Origin of the sequence: Gordonia sp. CPCC 205515 (assembly GCF_048537925.1) — a bacterium.
GTDB lineage: Bacteria > Actinomycetota > Actinomycetes > Mycobacteriales > Mycobacteriaceae > Gordonia.
This window is the reverse complement of the sequence record NZ_JBCLVJ010000010.1, coordinates 508,614-530,317: the sequence shown is the minus strand read 5'-3', so window position 1 is coordinate 530,317 and position 21,704 is coordinate 508,614. Positions and strand designations below refer to the sequence as shown.

Below are 21,704 nucleotides of genomic sequence, written 5' to 3'. Positions count from 1 at the left end.
GCGTCGAGGACCTGCAGCCCGACCCCGTCGAGCGGACCGCCCAGCAGCACCGGCTCACCGGCCGGCAGCGGCGTGGAGATGGTGATGCCGATGGTCGTCTCGGTGGGCCCGTACAGGTTGTGCACCCGCATGTGCGCCGACCACTCGTCGACGAGTGCCTGCGGCACCGCCTCGCCGCCGGCGGCGAGGTCGCGCATCGACGGCAGTCCGGCCGGGTCGAGGGTGGCCAGCACCGTCGGCGTCAGGAAGGTGTGGGTGATGGCGCGCTCGGCCATGAAACCCTGGAGGACGGCGCCACCGATCGCGTCACCGGGCCGGTAGACGAGGGTCGCGTGCGCGACGGACGCCATCAGGTATTCGAGCACCGACGCGTCGAAACTCGGTGAGGCGAACCCGAGCACCCGGGCATCGGCATCGACACCGAGGCGACGGTTCTCCTCGACGCCGAAGTTGTACAGGCCGGTGTGGGTGACCGACACGCCCTTCGGCCGGCCGGTGGAACCGGAGGTGTAGATGACGTAGGCGGTGTTCGTCACCCGGATGGTGCCGTGCCGTTCGTCGCCGGCGATGGCGGTGGCCGGGTGGTCGGCGATGGCGGCGGAGACGACGGTGTCGTCGATGGTCACCCAGTCGACGCGGTCGGCGGGCAGTGCGCCGGCCCGCGCGACCGTCAGTCCCATCACCGCCCCGGAGTCCTCGACCATCGCGGCGACACGCTCGGCCGGGTAGTCCGGATCGATCGGGACATACCCGCCGCCGGTCTTGGCCACCGCCCAGATCGCGGTCAGCAGTTCCACCGAACGCGGGATCGCCAGTGCCACCAGGGTTTCCGGTGCGACACCCCGATCGAGGAGCCACCGTGCGAGCCGGTTGGACCGCGCGTCGAGTTCGGCATAGGTCAGTTGCGCACCCGAGCCGTCCTCCACCGCAACGTGATCGGGCCGTGCGGCCACGGCGCCGGCGAAGATCTCCGGCAGCAGCAGCGGTGTGGTGCCGTCGGTTCCGCCGACCGGGGTCAGCGCCCGCTGCTCGTCGGCGTCGAGGATCGCCACGTCGCCGACCGCGGTGTCCGGTGCGGTGGTGACGGTGTCGAGCACCCGGATCAGGCGGTCGGTCAGTGCGCCGATGGTGGCCGGCTCGAAGAGATCGGTGGCGAAGATGACCGAGCCGTCCCAGCCGTCGTCGCCGTCGGCGACGATCCCGATGGTGAGGTCGACCTTGGCCGAGGTGTCGCCGTCCCCGACGGGGGTGATGGTCAGCCCGTCCAGTTCGACCGTCGGGCGACCTCCCTGGTCCACCGACAGCAGGACCTGTGTCAGCGGCGCGAAGGACTCGGATCGGACCGGATTCAGTTCCTGCACAAGGTATTCGAACGGAACGTCGGCGTGCGCGTAGGCGTCGAGATCGGTCGATCGGACGCGGTCGACGAGGTCGCCGAAGCTCTCGCCGGAGTCGATGGCGGTCCGCAGCACCAGGGTGTTGACGAACATGCCGATCAGATCGTCGAGTTCGCGGCGGCCGCGGCCGGCGATGGGGGTACCGATCGCGATGTCGTCGGTGGCCGACAGGCGTGCGAGGACGACGGCGAGCGCGGCGTGCAGCACCATGAACGGGGTCGCGCCACGGTCGCGCGCCAGGTCGCGGATGCGCGCGGTGACCGGTGCGGGGATGGTGAACGCGACGCGGTCGCCGAGCATCGACCGGTTGGCCGGACGCGGGCGGTCGGACGGCAATTCGAGGACGTCGGGGAGGCCGGTGAGCCGCTGCGCCCAATGGTCCACCTGCCGCCGCAGCTCCGAGGTCGAATCGGCCTCGTCGCCGAGGACGTCGCGCTGCCAGAGGGCGAAGTCGGCGAACTGGATGGGCAACGGGGCGAACGTCGGGAGCGCGCCGCGGCAGCGGGCGTCGTAGGCGAACACCACGTCGCGCACCAGCGGGACGATCGATTCACCGTCGCCGGCGATGTGGTGTAGCACGACCACCAGGAGATGCCGGTCGGCGGCCTGCCGGTACAGCCGGATCCGCAACGGCCAGTCGTGGGTGATGTCGAATCCGGTGCTCGCGGCCGCCACGGCGGCGTCGGCGGAGTCGACGGTCTGCCAGTCGAGCCGCTCGTCGATCGCGGTGGCCGGATGGATCGACTGGAACGGCTGACCATCGGTGTCGGCGGGGAAGGTGGTGCGCAGGATCTCGTGCCGGGCAACCACATCGGCGACCGCGCGACGCAGCGCCGCGACGTCGAGGTCACCGGCCAGTTCGAGCGCTGCCGGAATGTTGTACGCCGGCGACGACGCGTCGTAGCGGTTGATGAACCACATGCGCTGCTGCGCGAACGACAGCGGGACGTGCGTCGGCCGCGGGCGCGGCACGATCGGCGCGACATCAACGCTGCCCACGCTGATCTGCGCCGCGAGTTCGCGGACCGAGGGCGCCTCGAAGACGGCTCGCACCGGGACGTCGGCGGAGAGCGCTTCGCCGACCCGCGCGGCGAGGCGGGTGGCGGACAGGGAGTTGCCACCGAGATCGAAGAACGATTCCGTCACGCTGACGGCGTCACCGCCGAGCACGTCGGCGAACACCGCGGCGATCGTCTGCTCGGTGTCGGTCGTCGGTGCGACGACGTCGGCGGCCTCGAGGACGGGCGCCGGCAGCGATCTGCGGTCGATCTTGCCCGCGCTGCTCAGCGGCATCTCGTCGAGCACCACCCATGCAGCCGGTCGCATGTACTCCGGAAGCGACTGCGCAACAAGATGTCTGATCTCGTCCAGGTCGATCGCCGAGGTGTCGGCACCGGCGACGTAGCCGACGAGTTGCTGGCCCGCGACCCCGTCGCGCACCGCCGCGGCGGCATGGACGACACCGGTGGCGTCACCGATCACCGCCTCGATCTCGCCGAGCTCGATGCGCTGGCCGCGGATCTTCACCTGGAAGTCCGTACGGCCCAGGTACTCGATCTGTCCGGCGCGGTTCCACCGCACCAGGTCGCCGGTGCGGTAGAGACGCGCACCGGGTGCGCCGTACGGGTCGGCGACGAAACGCTCCGCCGTAAGGTCCGGACGCCCCTCGTATCCGCGGGCCACCTGCACACCGCCGAGGTAGAGTTCGCCGGCCACGCCGACGGGGACCGGATGCAGCCGCTGGTCGAGTACGTGGGTGGTGGTGTTGGCCACCGGCCGGCCGATGGGTGTCACGCCATCGGTCGGTGTCACCAGTGCGTGGGTCGCGAAAATCGCTGTCTCCGTGGGCCCGTACTGGTTGTGCAACTGCACCCGCGGCAGCCGGTGGGCGGTCTTGCGCACCAGTGCGGGCGGCACCGCCTCGCCGCCGGTCTGGATGGTCTCCAGCGAGGTCAGCCCGCGCAGGGTGTCTTCGTCGAGGACGTCGACGAACAGCGACAGCACCGACGGCACCATCGTCGCCATCCGCACGCGGTGCCGCCGGATGAGCTCGGCCAGGTACGCCGGGTCGGCCTGTCCGCGCGAGCGGGCGATCACCACCGTCGATCCGGTCAACGAAGGCCGGAACACCTCGAGTAGCGAGGGGTCGAAGGTCGGTGCGATCACCTGCAGGGTCACGTCGTAGTGCGCGCCGTGCGCGTCGACGTCATAGGCGAGCTGATTGGTCAGGGCGCCGTGGGACACGGTGACGCCCTTGGGCCGGCCGGTGGAGCCGGAGGTGAAAAACATGTGCGACGCGTGTTCACCGTGCAGGGGCGCGAGCCGTTCGGCGGCGGCGATGGGCGGTACCGGTGCCGGATCCGGATGTGACGCCTCGATCGCGATCTGGCGGATCGCACCGTCGGAGAGCGCCGCCGTAAGCGATGAAGGCACCGAACCCTGTTGCACGAGAACCAGTGCGGTGCCGGCCGTCGCCAGCATGTACGCGATCCGCTCGGCCGGTGCATCCGGATCGATCGGGAGGTAGGTGCCGCCCGCGTGCATGATGGCGTGCGCGGCGATCAACAGCTCCGGCGACCGCGGCATGCACACGGCGACCGGGCGATCCGGACCGACGCCGGCGGCGATCAGCATGCGGGCGGTGGCCCGGACGAGCACGTCGAACTCGCCGTGGGTCCACTGGTCGTCGTCGGTGATCATCGCAGGTCGGGCGCGATCGGCCACCGGCACCCGGGCCAGCAGGCCGGGCACGGTGTCGGCGGGCACGTCGAGCGCCCGGCCGATCGCCCATTCACGGACGTCGTCGATCTCGGTCAGGATCGGCGCGTCGCCGATGACCATGCCCGGGTCGACGACGAGCGCCTCGAGGGTGCGGCTCAGACGCGCCGCGAAGACGGCGGCCGACGACTCGTCGAAGAGATCGGTGGCGTAGCGAATGGAGCCCCGCCAGCCCGAGCCGGACTCCCGTGACCGCAGGATCTCCACCGTGAGGTCGAGCTGGCTGGGGCGTTCCCCGGCATCCACCGGTTCGATCCGCAGGTCGGGCAGGTCGATCCCGGCGTCGCCATCGTCGTCGAGGACGTTGAGCATCACCTGGGCCAACGGTGCGAAGGCGGTGGATCGCGACGGATTCAGTGCCTCCACCAGGTATTCGAACGGCACGTCGGCATGTGCGAACGCATCCAGCGTGGTGGTGCGGACCTGGTCGAGGACATCGGCGAACGCCGCGGTCGGGTCGACCGCGGTCCGTAGCACCAGGGTGTTGACGAACATGCCGACCATGTCGTCGAGCTCTTCACGGCCACGGCCGGCGACCGGGGTGGCGACGGCGACGTCGTCGGTCGCGGCCAGCCGGGCCAGCAACACACTCACGGCGGCCTGCAGTACCATGAACGGGGTCATGTCCCGTTGCCGGGCGCCCGCCACGACGCGCCCGGCGAGCGCGGCCGGCAGATCGAACCGGAACGCGGCACCCGCCATCGACGCCGCCGGCGGCCGCGGCCGGTCGGTGGGCAGTTCGACGACATCGGGCAGCCCCGCCAACTGATCGCGCCAGTAGCGCAGCTGACCGCCGAGAACGGACTCGGGGTCGTCGGCCGAACCGAGCACGTCGCGTTGCCATAGCGCCACATCGGCGAACTGCAGGGGCAACGGCCGCAGCGCGACACCGATCCCCCGGCGCCGGGCCTCATAGGACACCGCCACATCCGCGACCAACGGCCGGATGGACTCGCCGTCACCGGCGATGTGGTGGAGCACGACGAGCAGCACATGGGTGTCAGCGTCCTCGGCGAGCAACCGGACCCGCAGGGGCAGATCGGTCGTCACGTCGAAACCGGTTGCGGCGGCGGCCATCATCGCGTCGAGATCGGTGACGTCGACCCAGTCCATCCGGTCGATGGCATCGGCCGCGGGCCAGATCTGCTGCCCCGGCTCGTCGTCGACGACCGGATAGGTAGTGCGCAGCACCTCGTGACGGGTCACCACGTCCTCGACGGCGGCGCGCAGTGCCGAGGTGTCGAGCCGGCCGCGCAGGCGCATCGCCGCGACGATGTTGTATGCGGCCGATGACGGGTCGTATCGGTTGATGAACCACATGCGCCGCTGGGCGAAGGAGAGCGGAATCCGCTCGGGCCGTTCGCGCGCGACGATCGGCGGCAGTCCGACGGCGGATCCGGCGTCGACTCGTCGGGCGAGTTCGCGAACCGAGGACGCGTCGAACACCATCCGCACCGACACGTCGGCGGCCAGCGCCGTCGACAGCCGGGCGGCGAGCCGGGCGGCCGACAACGAGTTGCCGCCGAGGGCGAAGAACGAGTCGGTGGCGCCGACCTGCTCGACGTCGAGCACCTCGGCCACTACCTGCGCAATGGCCGACTCGATCTCACCGACCGGCGCGACATAGTCGGTTGCGGTGAAAGTCGGCTCTGGCAAAGCATTTCGGTCGATCTTGTCCGCCGCGGTCAGCGGCATCTCGTCGAGCACCACCCATGAGGTCGGCCGCATGAAGTCGGGCAAACGTTGCGCGGCATCGGCGACGACGGCGTCGAGGTCCACCGGCCCCGCGGCGCCCGACAGGTAGCCGACGAGATGTTGTGCGCCGGCGACCAACACCACGGCCGCGGCGGCGTGCGCCACGCCGGGCGCCTGGACCAGTGCGGTCTCGATCTCCCCCAACTCGATCCGCTGCCCGCGCAGTTTCACCTGGAAATCGGTGCGCCCCAGGTATTCCAGTTCACCGTCGGTATTCCACCGGGCCATGTCGCCGGTCCGGTACAGCCGCGCTCCCGGCGCACCATACGGGTCGGCGACGAATCGATCGGCCGTCAGGTCACCGCGCCGCGCATATCCGCGGGCGAGCGGCGCCCCTCCGAGATAGAGTTCTCCCACCAGACCCGTCGGCACCGGTCGCAATCTCGAATCAAGAACCAGGGCAATCGAGTTCCAGATCGGGAGACCGATCGGGACGACCGTGGCGTCGGCGGCGGTGACCTGGTGATAGGTGACGTCGACGGTGGCCTCCGTCGGACCGTACTGGTTCTGCAGCACGGTCGACGGCAGCGCGGCGGTAAACCGGCGGGCCAGTGCGGGCGTCAGCGACTCGCCACCCACCAGGACGACGCGCAGGTGCAGGCGTGCCAGGTCGTCTGGCGTCATGACATCGAGCAGGACACCGAGCATCGACGGCACGAAATCGGCGATGGTGACCCGCTCGTCGATCATCAGCCGCGCAAGGTATTGCGGATCGCGGTGGCCGCCCTCCTCGGCGATCACCAGTCGAGCCCCGGCCATGAACGACTCGAACAGTTCGAGCACCGCGACGTCGAAGATGACCGGATTCTTCAGCAGGCCGACGTCGTCGGACGTCCGGCCGACGGTGTCGGCGCCGATCCCGATCCGGTTGACGATCGCCCCGTGTGACACGGTGACGCCCTTGGGGCGCCCCGTCGAGCCGGAGGTGAACAGGGTGTACACGGCGTTCTCCGGACGCAACGGCGCGCGGCGTTCGACATCGCCGACCGGCGGCACGGCGCCGGGGTGCGGCGTCGAACAGTCCACCGCCAGGCAGTCCACGCCGGCGTCGGCAATCGAGGTCGCGGGTTCCTTCGGTCCGGTAAGGATGAGTCGAGCGCCCGAGGTGTCGACCATGTAGCCGATCCGCTCGGCGGGCGCGTCGATGTCGAGCGGCACCCAGTGTCCACCCGCCGCGACTACCGCGTGGACCGCGACGACGAGTTCGATCGAGCGCGGAATCGCAATGGCGACTGCGGTTTCCGGGCCGACGCCACGGGCGATCAGCTCACGGGCCAGGGACGCCACCCGCGCCCCGAACTCGGCGTAGTCGACCGTCCGCTCCCCTTCGACGAGCGCCACCGCGGACGGCGTCGCCTGCACCTGGCGTGCGACGAGGTCCGGCAGCAACGCAGGCGCGGCGGTGATCTCCGGGCCCCGCGACTGTGCCAGCACGCGGCCGGTGGCGGCCCCGTCGAGCAGTGTCAGATCGCCGACGCGACCCGACGGCGGCGCGGACACGATCTGGGCCAGGATGTGCCGGTAGGCGTCCTGATAGACAGCGACACTCGCGGCCGGGATCTGATCCGGCAGATAGGTGAAACTCAGCGTGAGGTCGTCGGGCACCGGCGAGATACCCATCGCCAGCGGGTAGTGGGTCGCATCCGACATGACGACCTCGTCGACCCGCATCCCGGAATCAGAGTCGCCGGCGGCCACCGCCTCGGCCGGACCGATCGGATAGGACTCGTACACCGTGAGGGTGTCGAACAGTGCCGAATGCCCGGTGGCCGAGAGGATCTCCGCCAACCCGAGATGCTGGTGATCGATCACCTTCAGCTTGGTCTCGTGCAACCCGGCCAGCATGTCGGTCACCCGCCGGGTCGGCTCGACATCGACCACGACCGGGATCGTGTTGATGAACAAACCGACGGTGCGCTCGGCACCCTCGAGGGCGGCGGGACGTCCGGAGACGGTCTCACCGAAGCTCACCGTGGTGACCCCGGTGATCCGCGACAGCAGTACAGCCCACGCGGCCTGCAGGATCTCCGCGACGGTGACCTCGTGCTCGCGTGCATAGCGGGTGAGGTCGGACGCGAGCTCGGACCCGACCCGGGCCTGTTCGGTGACGGGCGGCGCCGCGGCCGACGGGGCCGCGCCGCGACCGACGAGGGTGGGCTGTTCGACCTCGGCCAGCACCTCGCGCCACACACCGATTCCGGACCGATCATCTTGCTGCGCAAGCCATTCGAGGTAGTCGTCGAACTCGGCCGGGGTCGCGCCCTGATCGGTCACGGTGGCGCCGGTCCGGTACACCGACACCAGGTCGGCGAGCACCAGTGGCGCCGACCATCCGTCGAGGACGATGTGATGGTTGGTGATGATCAGGCGCCGGCGCTCACCCGGCAGCAGCACCAGCACGAACCGGACCAGCGGCGGCGCCGCGAGATCGAACGGGAACTGTTCCTCCTCGGTGACGATCTCGGCGCACCGCGCATCGGCCGCGGTGGCGTCGAGACCCGACAGGTCGACGGTCCGGAACGGGGTGGACACGCGGTCGGGTACGACCGAGACGGAGGTGCCCTCGCTGGTCTGCAGGAACCCGGCCCGCAGCGCGGCGTGGTGATTGACCACGGTGTCGGCAGCGGCCGCGAGCCGATCGATGTCGAGCGGTCCGGCGAGACCGATGATCGCCTGTGCAACATAGACGTCCACACCGTCGGCGGTGGCGTCGGCCAGCTGCGACTGGAAGAACAGGCCCTTCTGCAGCACGGCCAGTGGCCAGAGTTGCGCGCCCGGGAACTCGCGCTCGAGCCGGTCGATCTCGGGTTGGGTCAGTCCGGTCGCTGCAAAGTCCGACGGCGATGCCCCGACGTCCCCGACCGTCGCGACGGCCCGGGCGATCTCGTCCAGCGCCTGTTCGAAACCATTTGCCAGCGTGCGTATCTCGTCGTCGCCGAGCGCATCCGGCAGATATGACCAGGAGACCTCGAGCTCGCGCCCGTCTGGGGTCGCGACCGTCGAGATGTTGGCGTTGAGCACACCGGCGGCGCGCATGTCGCCGCGGATCGAGCCGGGCAGCAGGTAGCGTTCCGGCGCCGGGGCGAACGCCACCGAATCGTCGGCACCGCTCCCCTCGGGTCCGGCCTGCGCGACATTGCCGAGGTAGTTCAGGGTGATCTCGGGCAGGGGCCGATCGGCCAGCGACGACCCGGACGCCCCGTAGCGCTGCGTGCCGAATCCGATTCCCTTGTCCGGCAGGGCCGCAACTGTTTCCTTGACCGCCTTGACCAGGTCCACGAGAGACCGTGCGTCGGTGATCTCGGGGACCGGGAAGGTGATGGGCGTGATCGAGGTGAACCAGCCGACCGTGCGCGCCAGGTCGGCGCCGGGTGCCACCTGTTCCTCGCGGCCGTGTCCCTCGACCAGCACCGAGAACGACGGGCCCGTCGCCGGCGCGGCGTCGGCTGCATCGGACCGCAGCCGCGACGACGCCAGTGCCAGCGCGGCCAACAGCACATCGTCGACGCGGGCGCGGAAAGCGGCCGGAAGGTCGACGAGCACCTGCTCGGACACCGCGGACCGCACGCGAGTCACCAGCGGCCGCAGATCGTGTTCACGAGCCGCATCGAGCGGGCCGAACAGTCGGTTCGGCGCGGCCGGGAGCATCCGGTCCCAGAGCTCGGTCTCGACGCGCCGCGATTCGGCGAGTTCGTCGACCGCGGCCGCCCACCGTCGCATGGACGTGCCCTCGCCCCGGAGCGAGATCGCCTCGCCGCGTGCGTGTTGTGCGCCCGCGGCGATCAGATCGCCGACGACCGTCTGCCACGACACCGCGTCGACGACCAGGTGGTGGATGGCGATCACCAGACGTGCCGTCGGGTGATCGGCGGGCCACAGTCCGATACAGCGGACCATCGCGCCGGTCGTCGGGTCGAGCTGCGACAGCGCCTCGGCGTGAGCGGCCAGCACATCGGCGTCGAACTCGGCGCTGCCGGGCCGCCCCGAGGCGAGACGCTGCTGCACGGCCGCCGCCGGATCGAAGTCGCCGCCGGCGATCAGCTCGGGAATCGCGGTGCCGGAGAAGCTCAGCCGGGCCGAGAGCATCGGATGTGCCGCGACCACCGCGGCCAGCACGGTCTGCACGTCGGCCACCGGCGTCGCGGTCGGGATGCTGACCACCATCGCCTGGGCGAAATCGGCGAAATCGGCCGGACCGTCGGAGCGGTCGAGCATCCAACGCGCGATCGGCAACAGCTCGACCGGCCCGGTCGGGCCGCCCGGAAGTTCGTCCAGCTGAGCCTGCTGCGCCTGATCGGCCAGTTCGGCAAGGGCACGGACCGTCTTGCGTTCGAAGATGTCACGCGGCCGGATCGCGATGTCGGCGGCCCGCAGCAACGACGACAACTGGATCGACATGATCGAGTCACCGCCGAGCGCGAAGAACGACTCGGTGGCACCGACCCGATCACGCCCGAGCAGGCCGGCGATGAGCCCGGCGATCTGCTCCTCGGTGGCGGTGGCGGGCGCCACGAAATCGTCGTCGGAGGACAACTCCGGTTCCGGCAGCGCGCGCTTGTCCAGTTTGCCAACCGGCGTCAGGGGCAGCGCATCGAGCATCATGATCGATGCGGGCACCATGTGGGCGGGCACACGCTGCGCCAAGTGGTCGCGGAGCTCGGTGGTACTCACCGTGTCGCCCGCGACGACGTAGGCCGCGAGTGCCGTGGCCACCGACCCGCCGACGCCGATCACCACGGCCTGCTCGACCAGCGGGTGCCGTTCGAGTTCAGCCTCGATCTCGCCGAGTTCGATCCGCAGGCCGCGCAGCTTCACCTGATCGTCGCTGCGGCCGGCGTAGTCAATGGTGAGCGCGCCGGTGTGGTCGCGCGTCCACCGCACCACGTCGCCGGTGCGGTACATCCGATCACCAACGGCCGCATACGGATTGGCAACAAAGCGCTCCGCGGTGAGGCCGACCCGGTCGAGATAGCCGCGGGACAGGCCGACGCCGCCGATGTAGAGTTCGCCGACCACCCCCACCGGAACCGGATGCAGCCGGTCGTCGAGGACCAGCAGGTGCACGCCGTCGATGGGACCGCCGATCGTGACCCGGGGTCCGACGGGCATCGGTGCACTGAGGGTGACACCGATGGTGGTCTCGGTGGGGCCGTACAGATTGTGGATGTCGGTGTGCGGCGCCCACCCGTCCTTCAGCTTCTGCGGCACCGCCTCGCCACCGGCCATCAGCGCCCGCAACGAGGGCAGCCGGGCGGGATCCAGCGACGCCAGCACCGTCGGCGTGAGGAAGGTGTGGGTGATCTGCTCGTCGCGCATGAACCGCTCGAGCGGGTCGAAGGCGGCTGCATCGGCCGGGCGGTACACGAGCGTGCCGACCACCCGGGTCGCCATCAGGTATTCCAGCACCGACGCGTCGAAACTCGGTGACGCGAACCCGAGAACGCGCGCGTCCTCGGTGACGCCGAGCCGACGCACCTCCTCGGCGGCGAAGTTGGCCAGACCCCGGTGGGACACGGCGACGCCCTTGGGCCGACCGGTGGAACCGGAGGTGTAGATGACGTAGGCGGTGTTGTCGATGCGGACCGGCGCGCGATCCTCCTGCCGGATCGGGTGTTGCGGCGCTTGAGCGAGCGCCTCGAGGTGTTCCGCGCCGTCGATGAGGAGCCAGTCGAAATCGTGTCCGAGGTGCTCGGCACCATCGCCGAACGCGAGCCCGAGACACGCTCCAGAGTCCTCGACCATCGCGGCGACGCGCTCGGCCGGGTAGTGGGGGTCGATCGGGACGTAGCCGCCACCGGTCTTGGCGACCGCCCAGATCGCGGTGAGCAATTCGATCGACCGCGGAAGTGCCAGCGCCACCAGCGATTCCGTGGTGATGCCACGCGCTTGCAGGACGTGGGCGAGGCGGTTGGACGCAAGGTCGAGTTCGCGGTAGGTCGCCCGGCGGCCGTCGGCGACCACGGCCGTGTGGTCCGGTCGCGCGACGACGGCGGCGGCGAACATGTCGGCCAGCAGGATCGGTTCGGTGGCGTCGGCGCCACCCACTGGGACGAGGGCGGTGCGCTCGTCCGCCGACAGGAGGTCGATGTCGCCGACCGGCGCGGCGGCCGAGGCCGGGTCGCTGGTTACCTGCGCCACCGCGCGCAGCACCCGGCCGAAACGATCGGTGAACGCCTCGACGGTCGCAGGGTCGAACAGATCGGTGGCGTAGACAATGCGTCCGTCGAATCCGCCGTCCGCACGTGCGCTCAACGTGACGGTGAGATCGACCTTGGCGAAGTGGTCGGTGGCGTTACGCGGGGTGAGGACCAGGCCGCCGAGCCGGACATCCTCGGGCGCGGGCTGCTCGTCGACGGTCAGATAGACCTGGGTGAGCGGCGGAATGTCGTCGGACACCTGCGGTGACACGATGTCGACGAGTTGCTCGAACGGCACGTCGGCGTTGGCGTAGGCGGCGATGTCGGTAGCCCGCACGTCGTCGAGCAGGTCACCGAACGACGCCGCGGGATCTACGTGTGTGCGGAGGACGAGCGTGTTGACGAACATGCCGACCAGGTTCTCGATACCGGTCTGGCCGCGACCCGCGATCGGGCTGCCGATACTGATGTCGGTGGTGCCCGACAGTCGCGACAGCACGGCCGCGAGTCCGGCGTGGGCGACCATGAACAGCGTCGCCCGATGTGTCGCGGCGACCTGCCGCAGGCGTTCGACGATCTCGCCGTCGATCACGAAATCCGTTGTGGCGCCTTGCATCGACGCCACCGCGGGACGGGGCCGGTCGGTGGGCAGCTCGAGTTCGTCGGGCAGCGAGGCCAGTTGCGACGTCCAGTACCCGACCTGCGCGGAGAACGCCGAGTCGGGATCCGCGGCGTCTCCGAGCACCGCACGCTGCCACAGCGCGAAGTCGGCGTACTGCACCGGGAGTGGAGCGAAGCGGGGTGTGTCCCCGGCGTGGCGGGCCGCATAGGCGACCAGCGCGTCACCGAGCAGTGGCCGCATCGACTCGCCGTCGCCGGCGATGTGGTGGACGACGACGAGCAACAGGTGCTGATCCGCGCGGTCCGGGTCGGCCATCACGCGTACCCGCACCGGCAGGTCGGTGGTCACGTCGAAGCCGACAGTCGCGGCCTGCTCGAGTTCGGCGACACGGGACGCGACGGCGAAATCGAGACGTGCACGCGCGTCGTCGAGGTCGATCACCCGCTGCTCCGGCACGGCGTCCACCGACGGGAACACGGTGCGCAGCACCTCGTGGCGCTCGAGCACGTCGTCGAATGCCGCACGCAGCGCGTCGATGTCGAGGTCGCCGGCGACCTCGGCCCACAGCGGGATGTTGTACACCGCCGCCGACGGGTCGAGCTGGTTGATGATCCACATGCGCTGCTGCGCAAACGACAGCGGGAGGTGATCGGGCCGTTCGCCGGCCGTCAGTGGTGCCACGATGGCGCCCGCGGCGCCGGCGGCCACCACGAGCTCACGTACCGACGGCGCCTCGAACACGGCGCGCACGGAGACGTCGGCGTCGAGGGCCTCGGAGACACGAGCGGCCAACCGGGTGGCCGACAACGAGTTACCGCCGAGATCGAAGAAGGACTCGGTCACGCTGACGGTCTCGATACCGAGCACGTCGGCGAACACCGCGGCGATCCGCTGCTCGGTGTCGGTCTCCGGCGCGACGTACACCGCGGACGCGAAAACGGGTTCCGGCAACGCTTTCCGGTCCAGCTTGCCCGCCGAGTTCAGTGGCACCTCGTCGAGCACCAGCCACGCGCCCGGCCGCATGTACTCCGGCAGGGCCACTGCCACGGCGGCCTTCACCGCGTCGAGGTCGAGCGTCTCGCCCGGGCCGGGGGCCACATAACCGACGAGGTGCTCCCCACCGGCGGCGGCGATCACGGTTGCGGCGGCATGCACCACCCCCGGCGCGCCGGCCAGCACCGCCTCGATCTCGCCGAGTTCGATGCGCTGCCCGCGCAGCTTCACCTGGAAGTCGGTGCGACCCAGGTATTCCAGAGCGCCCGACGAAGTCCGCCGCACCAGGTCTCCGGTGCGGTACAACCGGTTTCCCGGAGCTCCGAACGGGTCGGCGACGAATCGTTCCGCGGTCAGGTCCGGACGCGCGGCGTAGCCTCGCGCCAACTGCACGCCGCCGACGTAGAGCTCGCCCACCACCCCGTCCGGAACGGGACGCAACCGGGTATCGAGTACGTACGCGGTGGAGTTCCAGACCGGCTCGCCGATGGGGACGTTGAGGACGCCGGCCGCGTGTTCCACGTGCCGGTAGGTGATCTCCACCGCGGCCTCGGTCGGGCCGTACAAGTTGTAGAGGTCCGCCCCGGGAATGGACTCGAGGGCCTGAGCGGCGATCGCCGGCGGCAGCGCCTCACCGGTGGTACCGATGAAGCGCACCGAATCCAGTGCCGCCAACCGCTCCGCCCCGGCGAGATCGAGGAACACCGACAGCATCGACGGCACGAAGTGGATCATCGTCGCGCGTTCGGCGCGCACCGTCTCGGCGATGTACACCGGGTCGAGGTGTCCGTCGGCCTTGAGTACCAACAGCTTTGCGCCGATCATGAACGGCGCAAAGATCTCCGGTACCGAGCAGTCGAAGGTGTAGGGCGTCTTGAGCACCACCAGGTCCGACGCGTCGATGGGCATCTGATGCAGGCCCCACCACAGGCGGTTGACCACCGCCGCGTGGCTCAGCGTCACGCCCTTCGGCCGTCCGGTCGAGCCGGACGTGAAGATCGTGTAGGCGGCGTGATCCGCACGCAGCGCACCCCGGCGATCGGCGTCGCCGACCGGGCGGGTGTCGCCGACGACCGGTCCGGCGGTGTCGACCACGACGATGTCGGCCCCGCAGTCCGCAACCGCGTCGGGCACCGGGTCCGGGCCGACGAGGACGAGTTCGGCACCGGCGGTGCTGACCATGTACCGCACCCGATCGGCGGGTGCGGCGGTGTCGATGGGCACGTACTGGCCGCCCGCGGTGACGATCGCGTGGATCGCGACCATCATGTCCACCGATCGTGGAATGCACACGCCCACCGCCACATCCGGGCCCACGCCCCGGCCGATCAGCGTGCGCGCCAGCGCGGCGACCCGGTCGGCGAGTTCACGATGCGTGACCTGCCGCCCGGCAAAGATCATTGCGGTGGCATCCGGCGCGATCGCCGACCCCGCCGCGAGCACATCCGGAATGGTCTCGACTGCGAGGGAACGTGATTCGCCGACCGATTCGGCGAGGACTGCGGTCCGGCGGTCGTTGTCGAGCAACGCGATGTCGGCGATCGCGGCATCGGGACGCCGGACCACCTGCTCGAGGACCTGCACGAACATCGCTGCGATCACGGTGACCGTCGGCTCGTCGAAGATATCGGTGGCGTAGACGATCTGGGCCCGCCACGATCCGTCGGCGGTGGCGGTGCCCACGCTGACCGTGAGATCGACCTTCGCCGAGTCGGTCCCGGGGTTCACCGGCTCGAGGCGCAGGCCGTCGAGCTCGGCGACCGTGTCCACTCCCGTGGCACCGGTCAGGCCGAAGTCGTGCTGATCGAAGGACAGCATCACCTGGCTCAGCGGCGCGAACGCCTCCGATCGGACCGGGTCGATGCGCTCGACGAGGTACTCGAACGGGACGTCGGCGTGCGCGAACGCCTCGAGGTCGGTGGTACGGACGTCGTCGAGCAGCGCGTCGAAGGTGCGGTCGGCGTCCAGCGTCGTTCGCAGTACCAAGGTGTTGACGAACATGCCGATGATGTCGTCGAGGACCTCGCGTCCACGGCCGGCGATGGGCGTCGAGATCGCGACGTCGTCCGAGTTGGCCAGCCGCGACAGCAGGACGGCGAGGGCGGCGTGCACGACCATGAACTCGGTGGCGCCGCGGGCGCGCGCGAGATCGGCGAGTCCTCCGGCCACCGACGGCGGCACGGTGAAGTCGACGGCGGCGCCGCGCAACGAGGCCACCGGCCGGCGTGGCCGGTCGGTCGGCAACTCGATGACGTCGGGCAGTCCGGCCAGCTGGCCCTCCCAGTAGGCCAGTTGGGATCCCACCACCGATCCGGAGTCGGTTACCTCACCGAGGACGTCACGCTGCCAGAGCGCGAAATCGGCGAACTGCACCGGCAGCGGTACGAAGTCCGGTGCACTCCCCCGTCGTCGTGCTTCGTAGGCGATGACGAGATCACGCACCAGCGGGCCGATCGACTCCCCGTCGCCGGCGATGTGGTGGATGACCGCGAGCAGCACGTGCCGTCCAGGTGCCTCGGTCAGGACCCGGACCCGGATCGGCAGATCGATGGTGACGTCGAATCCGGCCGTGGCCGCGTCGATCACGTCCGACTGGTCCGCGACGACCGCGAAGTCCAGACGTGCCGCCGCCGCGTCGGGCGACACCACCAGCTGGTACGGCTCGCCGTCGTAGGCCGGGAACACGGTGCGCAGCATCTCGTGCCGACCGAGGAGGTCGTCGGTGGCGACCCGCAGTGCGTCGAGATCCAGGTCGCCGGTGACGCGCAAGGCCGCGGGCAGGTTGTAGGCCGCCGACGCGACGTCGAACCGGTTGATGAACCACATCCGTTGCTGCGCAAAGGACAGCGGGATGCGGTCGGGCCGTACGCGCGCCACGATCGGCGCCAGCCCACCCGCACCGGCCCGGACCCGGGCCCCGAGTTCCCGAACGCTCGGCGCCTCGAACACCATGCGGACGGTGACATCGGCGTCCAGCGCCTCGCCCACCCGCGCGGCCAGACGTGTTGCCGACAGCGAGTTTCCGCCCAGATCGAAGAACGACTCGACCACGCTGATCTCGTCGGTGCCCAGCACCGACGCGAAGACCGCCGCGATCCGCCGCTCGGCATCGTCGGCAGGTGCGACATACCGGGCCGCCGACGACCGAAAATCCGGCTGCGGCAGTGCTTTTCGATCGACCTTGCCCGTCTGGTTGAGTGGAATCCGGTCCAGCACGACAACGGCGTCCGGCACCATGTACGACGGCAGGGCCCGGCCGAGGGCCGCGATCACCCGGGCCGGCTCCACGTCGGCGCCGTACGCAGCGGTGACGTAGCCGCACAGCCGATCACCGGTGGGCGTCGGCACACCGACGACCACGGCCGCGCCGATCTCGTCGAGTTCCCGCAGCGCCGCCTCGACCTCACCGAGTTCGATGCGCAACCCGCGAATCTTGACCTGGAAGTCCGTTCGGCCGACATACTCCAACTCCATGTCGGCGGTCCACCGCACCAGATCGCCGGTGCGATACATCCGTTCACCCGTCACACCAAACGGGTTCGCGACAAATCGCTCCGCGGTGAGCGCCGGCTGGTCGGCGTAGCCGCGCGCCAGCGGTGGTCCGGCCAGATACAGCTCGCCCACGACACCCACCGGCGCCGGCCGCAGCTGCTCGTCGAGGACCACGGTGACGATCCCCTCGACCGGCGACCCGATGTGCACGGGTTCTTCCGGGTCGAGTTCGCGGGTCGACGTCGCGATGATCGTCGTCTCTGAGGGCCCGTACAGGTTGAACATCACCCGGCCGGCGTCGGTGGTGCGCCGCGCAACCTCCGCCGACGGGAGCGCCTCGCCGGCCGTCATCAGCACCGGCAGCACCCCGTCCGGCAGTTCCGGCACCGACGCGAGAACACTCGGCACGATGACCGCATGGGTCACCCGCTGGTCGGCGAGCAACCGGCCCAGGTCCGGGCCGCCGAAGGTCTCCGGTGGTGACACCACCAGGGTCGCCGCGTTGCCGTAGGCGAGGAGGAACTCGAACACCGACGCGTCGAAGCCCGGTGAGCTGACCGCGAGCATCCGGGAATCGGCGTCGAGGCCGTATCGGCGCGCGGCGAGGACCGCCACGTTGGCCACCGCGCGATGGGTGACGACCACCCCCTTGGGCCGGCCGGTGGAACCCGAGGTGAAGATCAGGTAGGCGGCCGAGTCCGGCGTCAGGACGCCTCGCGTCTCGACGGGCCCGATCGGCCGGTCATCACCGGTCAACGCGGCCGGGTCGGGGTCCAGCACGATCCACCCGACGCCATCGGGCATCGCCGCCGCATCCGCCGCCGACACCACACCCAGCCGGGCACGCGAGTCCTCGACGATGGCGGCGACCCGCTCGGCCGGATACTTCGGATCGATCGGGCAGTACACCGCACCGGTCTTGGCGATGGCCCAGAGCACGATCTGCCCGACCGCCCCGCGCGCGAAGGCACTCACCACCACCTGCTCGGGGCCGACACCCCGGTCGATCAGGGTGCGCGCCAATCGATTCGACGCAGCATCGAGCACCCCGTAGGTCAGTTCGACCTCACCGCAGACCACCGCAACCCGATCGCGGTCGACGGCGGCCCGGGCGAACATCTCGGCCAGGGTCAGCGGATCGGCGGCCTGCGTCCCGGCGACCACCAGCGCCTGCCGGTGCTCGGCTTCGAGGATCTCGAAGTCCCGCACGCTGCGGCCGGGATGGTCCACCGCCTGCCGTGCCACATGCTCGAAATACTCGGCGAACCGGGCGACAGTGCCGGACTCGAACAGATCCGCCGCGAAATCGATGGTGCCCGAGAGATAGTCGTTCCCCGACTGTTCGCCGGACAGCCCCTGCACGAACGTGATGTTGAGGTCGTAATCGGTGAGCGCACGCGTCTGCTCAACGAATTCCACTGCCACACCAGGCAATTCGAGCTGCGCGACGTCAGCGTCCTGCAGTGCCAGGGCAACCTGGAACAGCGGCGCGTGGGAACTGGTGCGCGTTACCTCGAGTGCGTCCACCACCATCTCGAACGGCACGTCGGCGTTGGACATCGCGGACAGGTCGCGGTCCCGCACGAGCCGTAGCAGGTCGTCGAAGGCGATGTCGGCGTCGAACTCGGTGCGCAGCACCAGGGTGTTGACGAACATGCCCACCAGGTCGTCGAGCGCGCGTTCACCGCGCCCGGCGAAGGGGGTGCCGATGCTGATGTCGCCGCTGCCGGTGATTCGGTTGAAAACCACCAGCCAGAGGCCGTGCAGCAGCATGAAGAGTGAGACCTCGTGGTGTCGCGCAACCTCTTCGAGCTCGGCCACCAACCCCGATCCCACGGTGAAGGTGTGGCGCAGCGACCGCTTGGTCTGCACCCGCGGACGCACGTGATCCAGTGGCAGGTCCAGCAGTTCCGGCGCACCGGCGAGCGTCTGCTTCCACATCGAGAGCTGTTGTCCGGCAATCGATTTTGGGGTTCCCGGGTCGCCGAGCACCGACCGTTGCCAGAGGGTGTAGTCCACGTACTGCACGGGGAGCTTGCCGAAATCCGGCTGCCCGCCGCCGAATCGGGCGTGATAGGCGACCATCACGTCGCGGGCCAGCGGCGTGAGCGAGGCACCGTCGGCGATGACGTGGTGCACCACGTAGACCAGGACGTACTCGGTATCGGACAACTGCAGCAACCGAACCCGCAGCGGCGGTGCGGAATGCAGATCGAACGGCGCGCGGACGAGCGCGTCGACCTCGGCCTCCACGTCGTCGGCGGCCACCTGCACGGGTGGGTTGACGAGCACATCCGGCGGCGACTGCTCCAGGTCGCACACCACCTGCCCGGGCACCCCGTCGATGGTCGGGAACCTGGTGCGCAACGCCTCGTGCCGGCCGATCACGTCGATGAGCGCGGCGGCGAGATGGTCGGGCTCGAGCACGCCGGAGAACCGCATGACGAGCGGGATGTTGTAGACGGCGCTCTCCGGCTCGAGTTCAGCGAGGAACCAGAGACGTTGCTGCGCATAGGAAAGCGGGATGACGTCGGGCCGCTCGAGGACGGCCAGCTCGGGACGTTCGATGTGGACGCGGTCGCCGATGCGGTCGGCCAACCCCCGCACTGAGGGACACTCGAAGATGTCGCGTACCCCGACCTGCAAGCCGAGGACCTCACCGGCGCGCGCCGCGATCTGCGCCGCGACCAGTGAGTTGCCGCCCATGTTGAACACCGATTCGGTGACGCCGACCCGCTCGAGACCCAGCAGCTCGGCGAACACCTCGGCCAGCCTGCGTTCGAGATCGGTTGCCGGCTCCACGAATTCGTCGGTGCCGGTGAGCACCGGCAGCGGCAGCGCCGCACGGTCGAGCTTGCCGTTGACGTTCAGCGGCAGTTGGTCGAGGACCATGATGACGTCGGGCACCATGTAGTCCGGCACATGTCGGGCCACCGCGGTGCGCACCGCGGCGGTGTCGAGTTCACCGCCGTCGGCGTCGGCACCGGTCACGTATCCGACGAGGTGGTGCATGCTGTTGTCGCGTTGCTTGATCGCCGCAGCCGCCGCGTGCACACCCGGCGCGGCCATCAGCGCCGCTTCCACCTCACCGAGCTCGATGCGGAACCCGCGCAGCTTGACCTGCGCGTCGCTACGGCCCAGGTACTCCAGCCCGTCGCCACGGATGATCGCAACGTCGCCGGTGCGGTACATCCGGGACCCCGGCACGAACGGGTTCGCGACGAACCGCGTCGCGTTCAGTTCCGGACGGCCCAGGTAACCGCGCGTGACCTGCGGGCCCGCGAGATACAGCTCGCCGGGTACCCCCTCGGGCACCGGCGCCAGACGGCGATCGAGCACGTGGGCGACCAGTCCGGGGAGCGCGCCCCCGATATCGGAGGCCGCGGTGCCCGCGACGAATTCGACCGTCAGATCCCGGCGGGTGGAGTAGACGGTCACCTCGGTGGGCCCGTACATGTTGTTCAACTCGGGCCCGGCACCGCCGTCGAACTCGGCGCGCTCGTCGTACCAGCGTCGGACCTGTTCGAAGTCCAGCGCTTCACCCATCAGCACCAGGTAGCGCAGGGAGCCCGCGAGCCGGCCGAGGGCCGGGGGCCGCAGGGCCGCCGCCAGCTGGTAGAACGCCGACGGGGTCATGTTCACAAAGGTGATCTGCTCCCGGTTGACCACCTCGAGGAAGTCGCCGGGAGAACGCGTGGTGAAGAAGTCCAGCACCACCAGGCGGCCACCGAAGAGCAGCGACACCCAGATCTCGGCCACCGACACGTCGAAGGCGTAGGACTGGAACATCGCCCACACGTCCTGGTCGGACAGGTCGTACATCTGCTCCATGGCCGACATCAGATGGATCAGACCGTCGTGCGGGACGACGACGCCCTTGGGCTTACCGGTGGATCCGGACGTGTACATGACGTATGCCGGATGACGCGGGTCGACGACGGCGGGAATGCGTTCGTGACCGTCGTCGGATCCGATCTCGTCGACGGTGCACAGCGGTACGTCGAAGCTCTCCTGCCAGATCTGCGCGGTCTCGGCATCGGCGATCACCCGCACCGGCTCGGCGTCGGTGACGATCGAGTGCAGTCGCTCGACGGGATGCGAGCGGTCCAGCGGCAGGTAGGCCGCTCCGGATTTCAGCACGCCCAGCAGGGCGACGATCAGCTCGGCAGTGCGCTCGAGGGCAACTCCCACAAGGCCTTCCGGGCCCGCGCCCGCGGCGATGAGGCCGGCGGCGATCCGATCCGACCGCTCATCGAGTTCCCGATAGGTCAGCGAGGTGCCCGCGAGATCGGTCACCGCGACCCGGTCGGGGAAGCGGTGCGCCGACGAACGGAACACTCCGGGCAGACTCGCCCAGTCGTCGGTACCCAGGACTGCCGCGGCGGCCGCACGGATGGCTTCGACGCAGTCCTGCGTCAGCGTGGCGGTCTCGGCCGGGCTGCGACCGGGAGCGGTGAGCAGACCCGTCACCGTCGCGGCCACCGCAGCATCGGTGCCGAGCCCCTGCGCCGCGAGCACCCCCGCGGTCAT

Annotated in this window: 1 protein-coding gene (only partly in view); it reads right to left on the bottom strand. The window is 69.9% G+C overall.

Going from position 1 to position 21,704, the window contains the following annotated elements; all coding sequences use genetic code 11:
• Window positions 1–21,704 carry the 5' portion of a non-ribosomal peptide synthase/polyketide synthase gene (locus tag AAFP30_RS17400; RefSeq protein WP_419231221.1) on the bottom strand. Its footprint begins 12,589 nt before the window's first position, so only the first 21,704 of its 34,293 coding nucleotides appear in the window; its start codon is at window positions 21,702–21,704; the stop codon falls past the left edge of the window.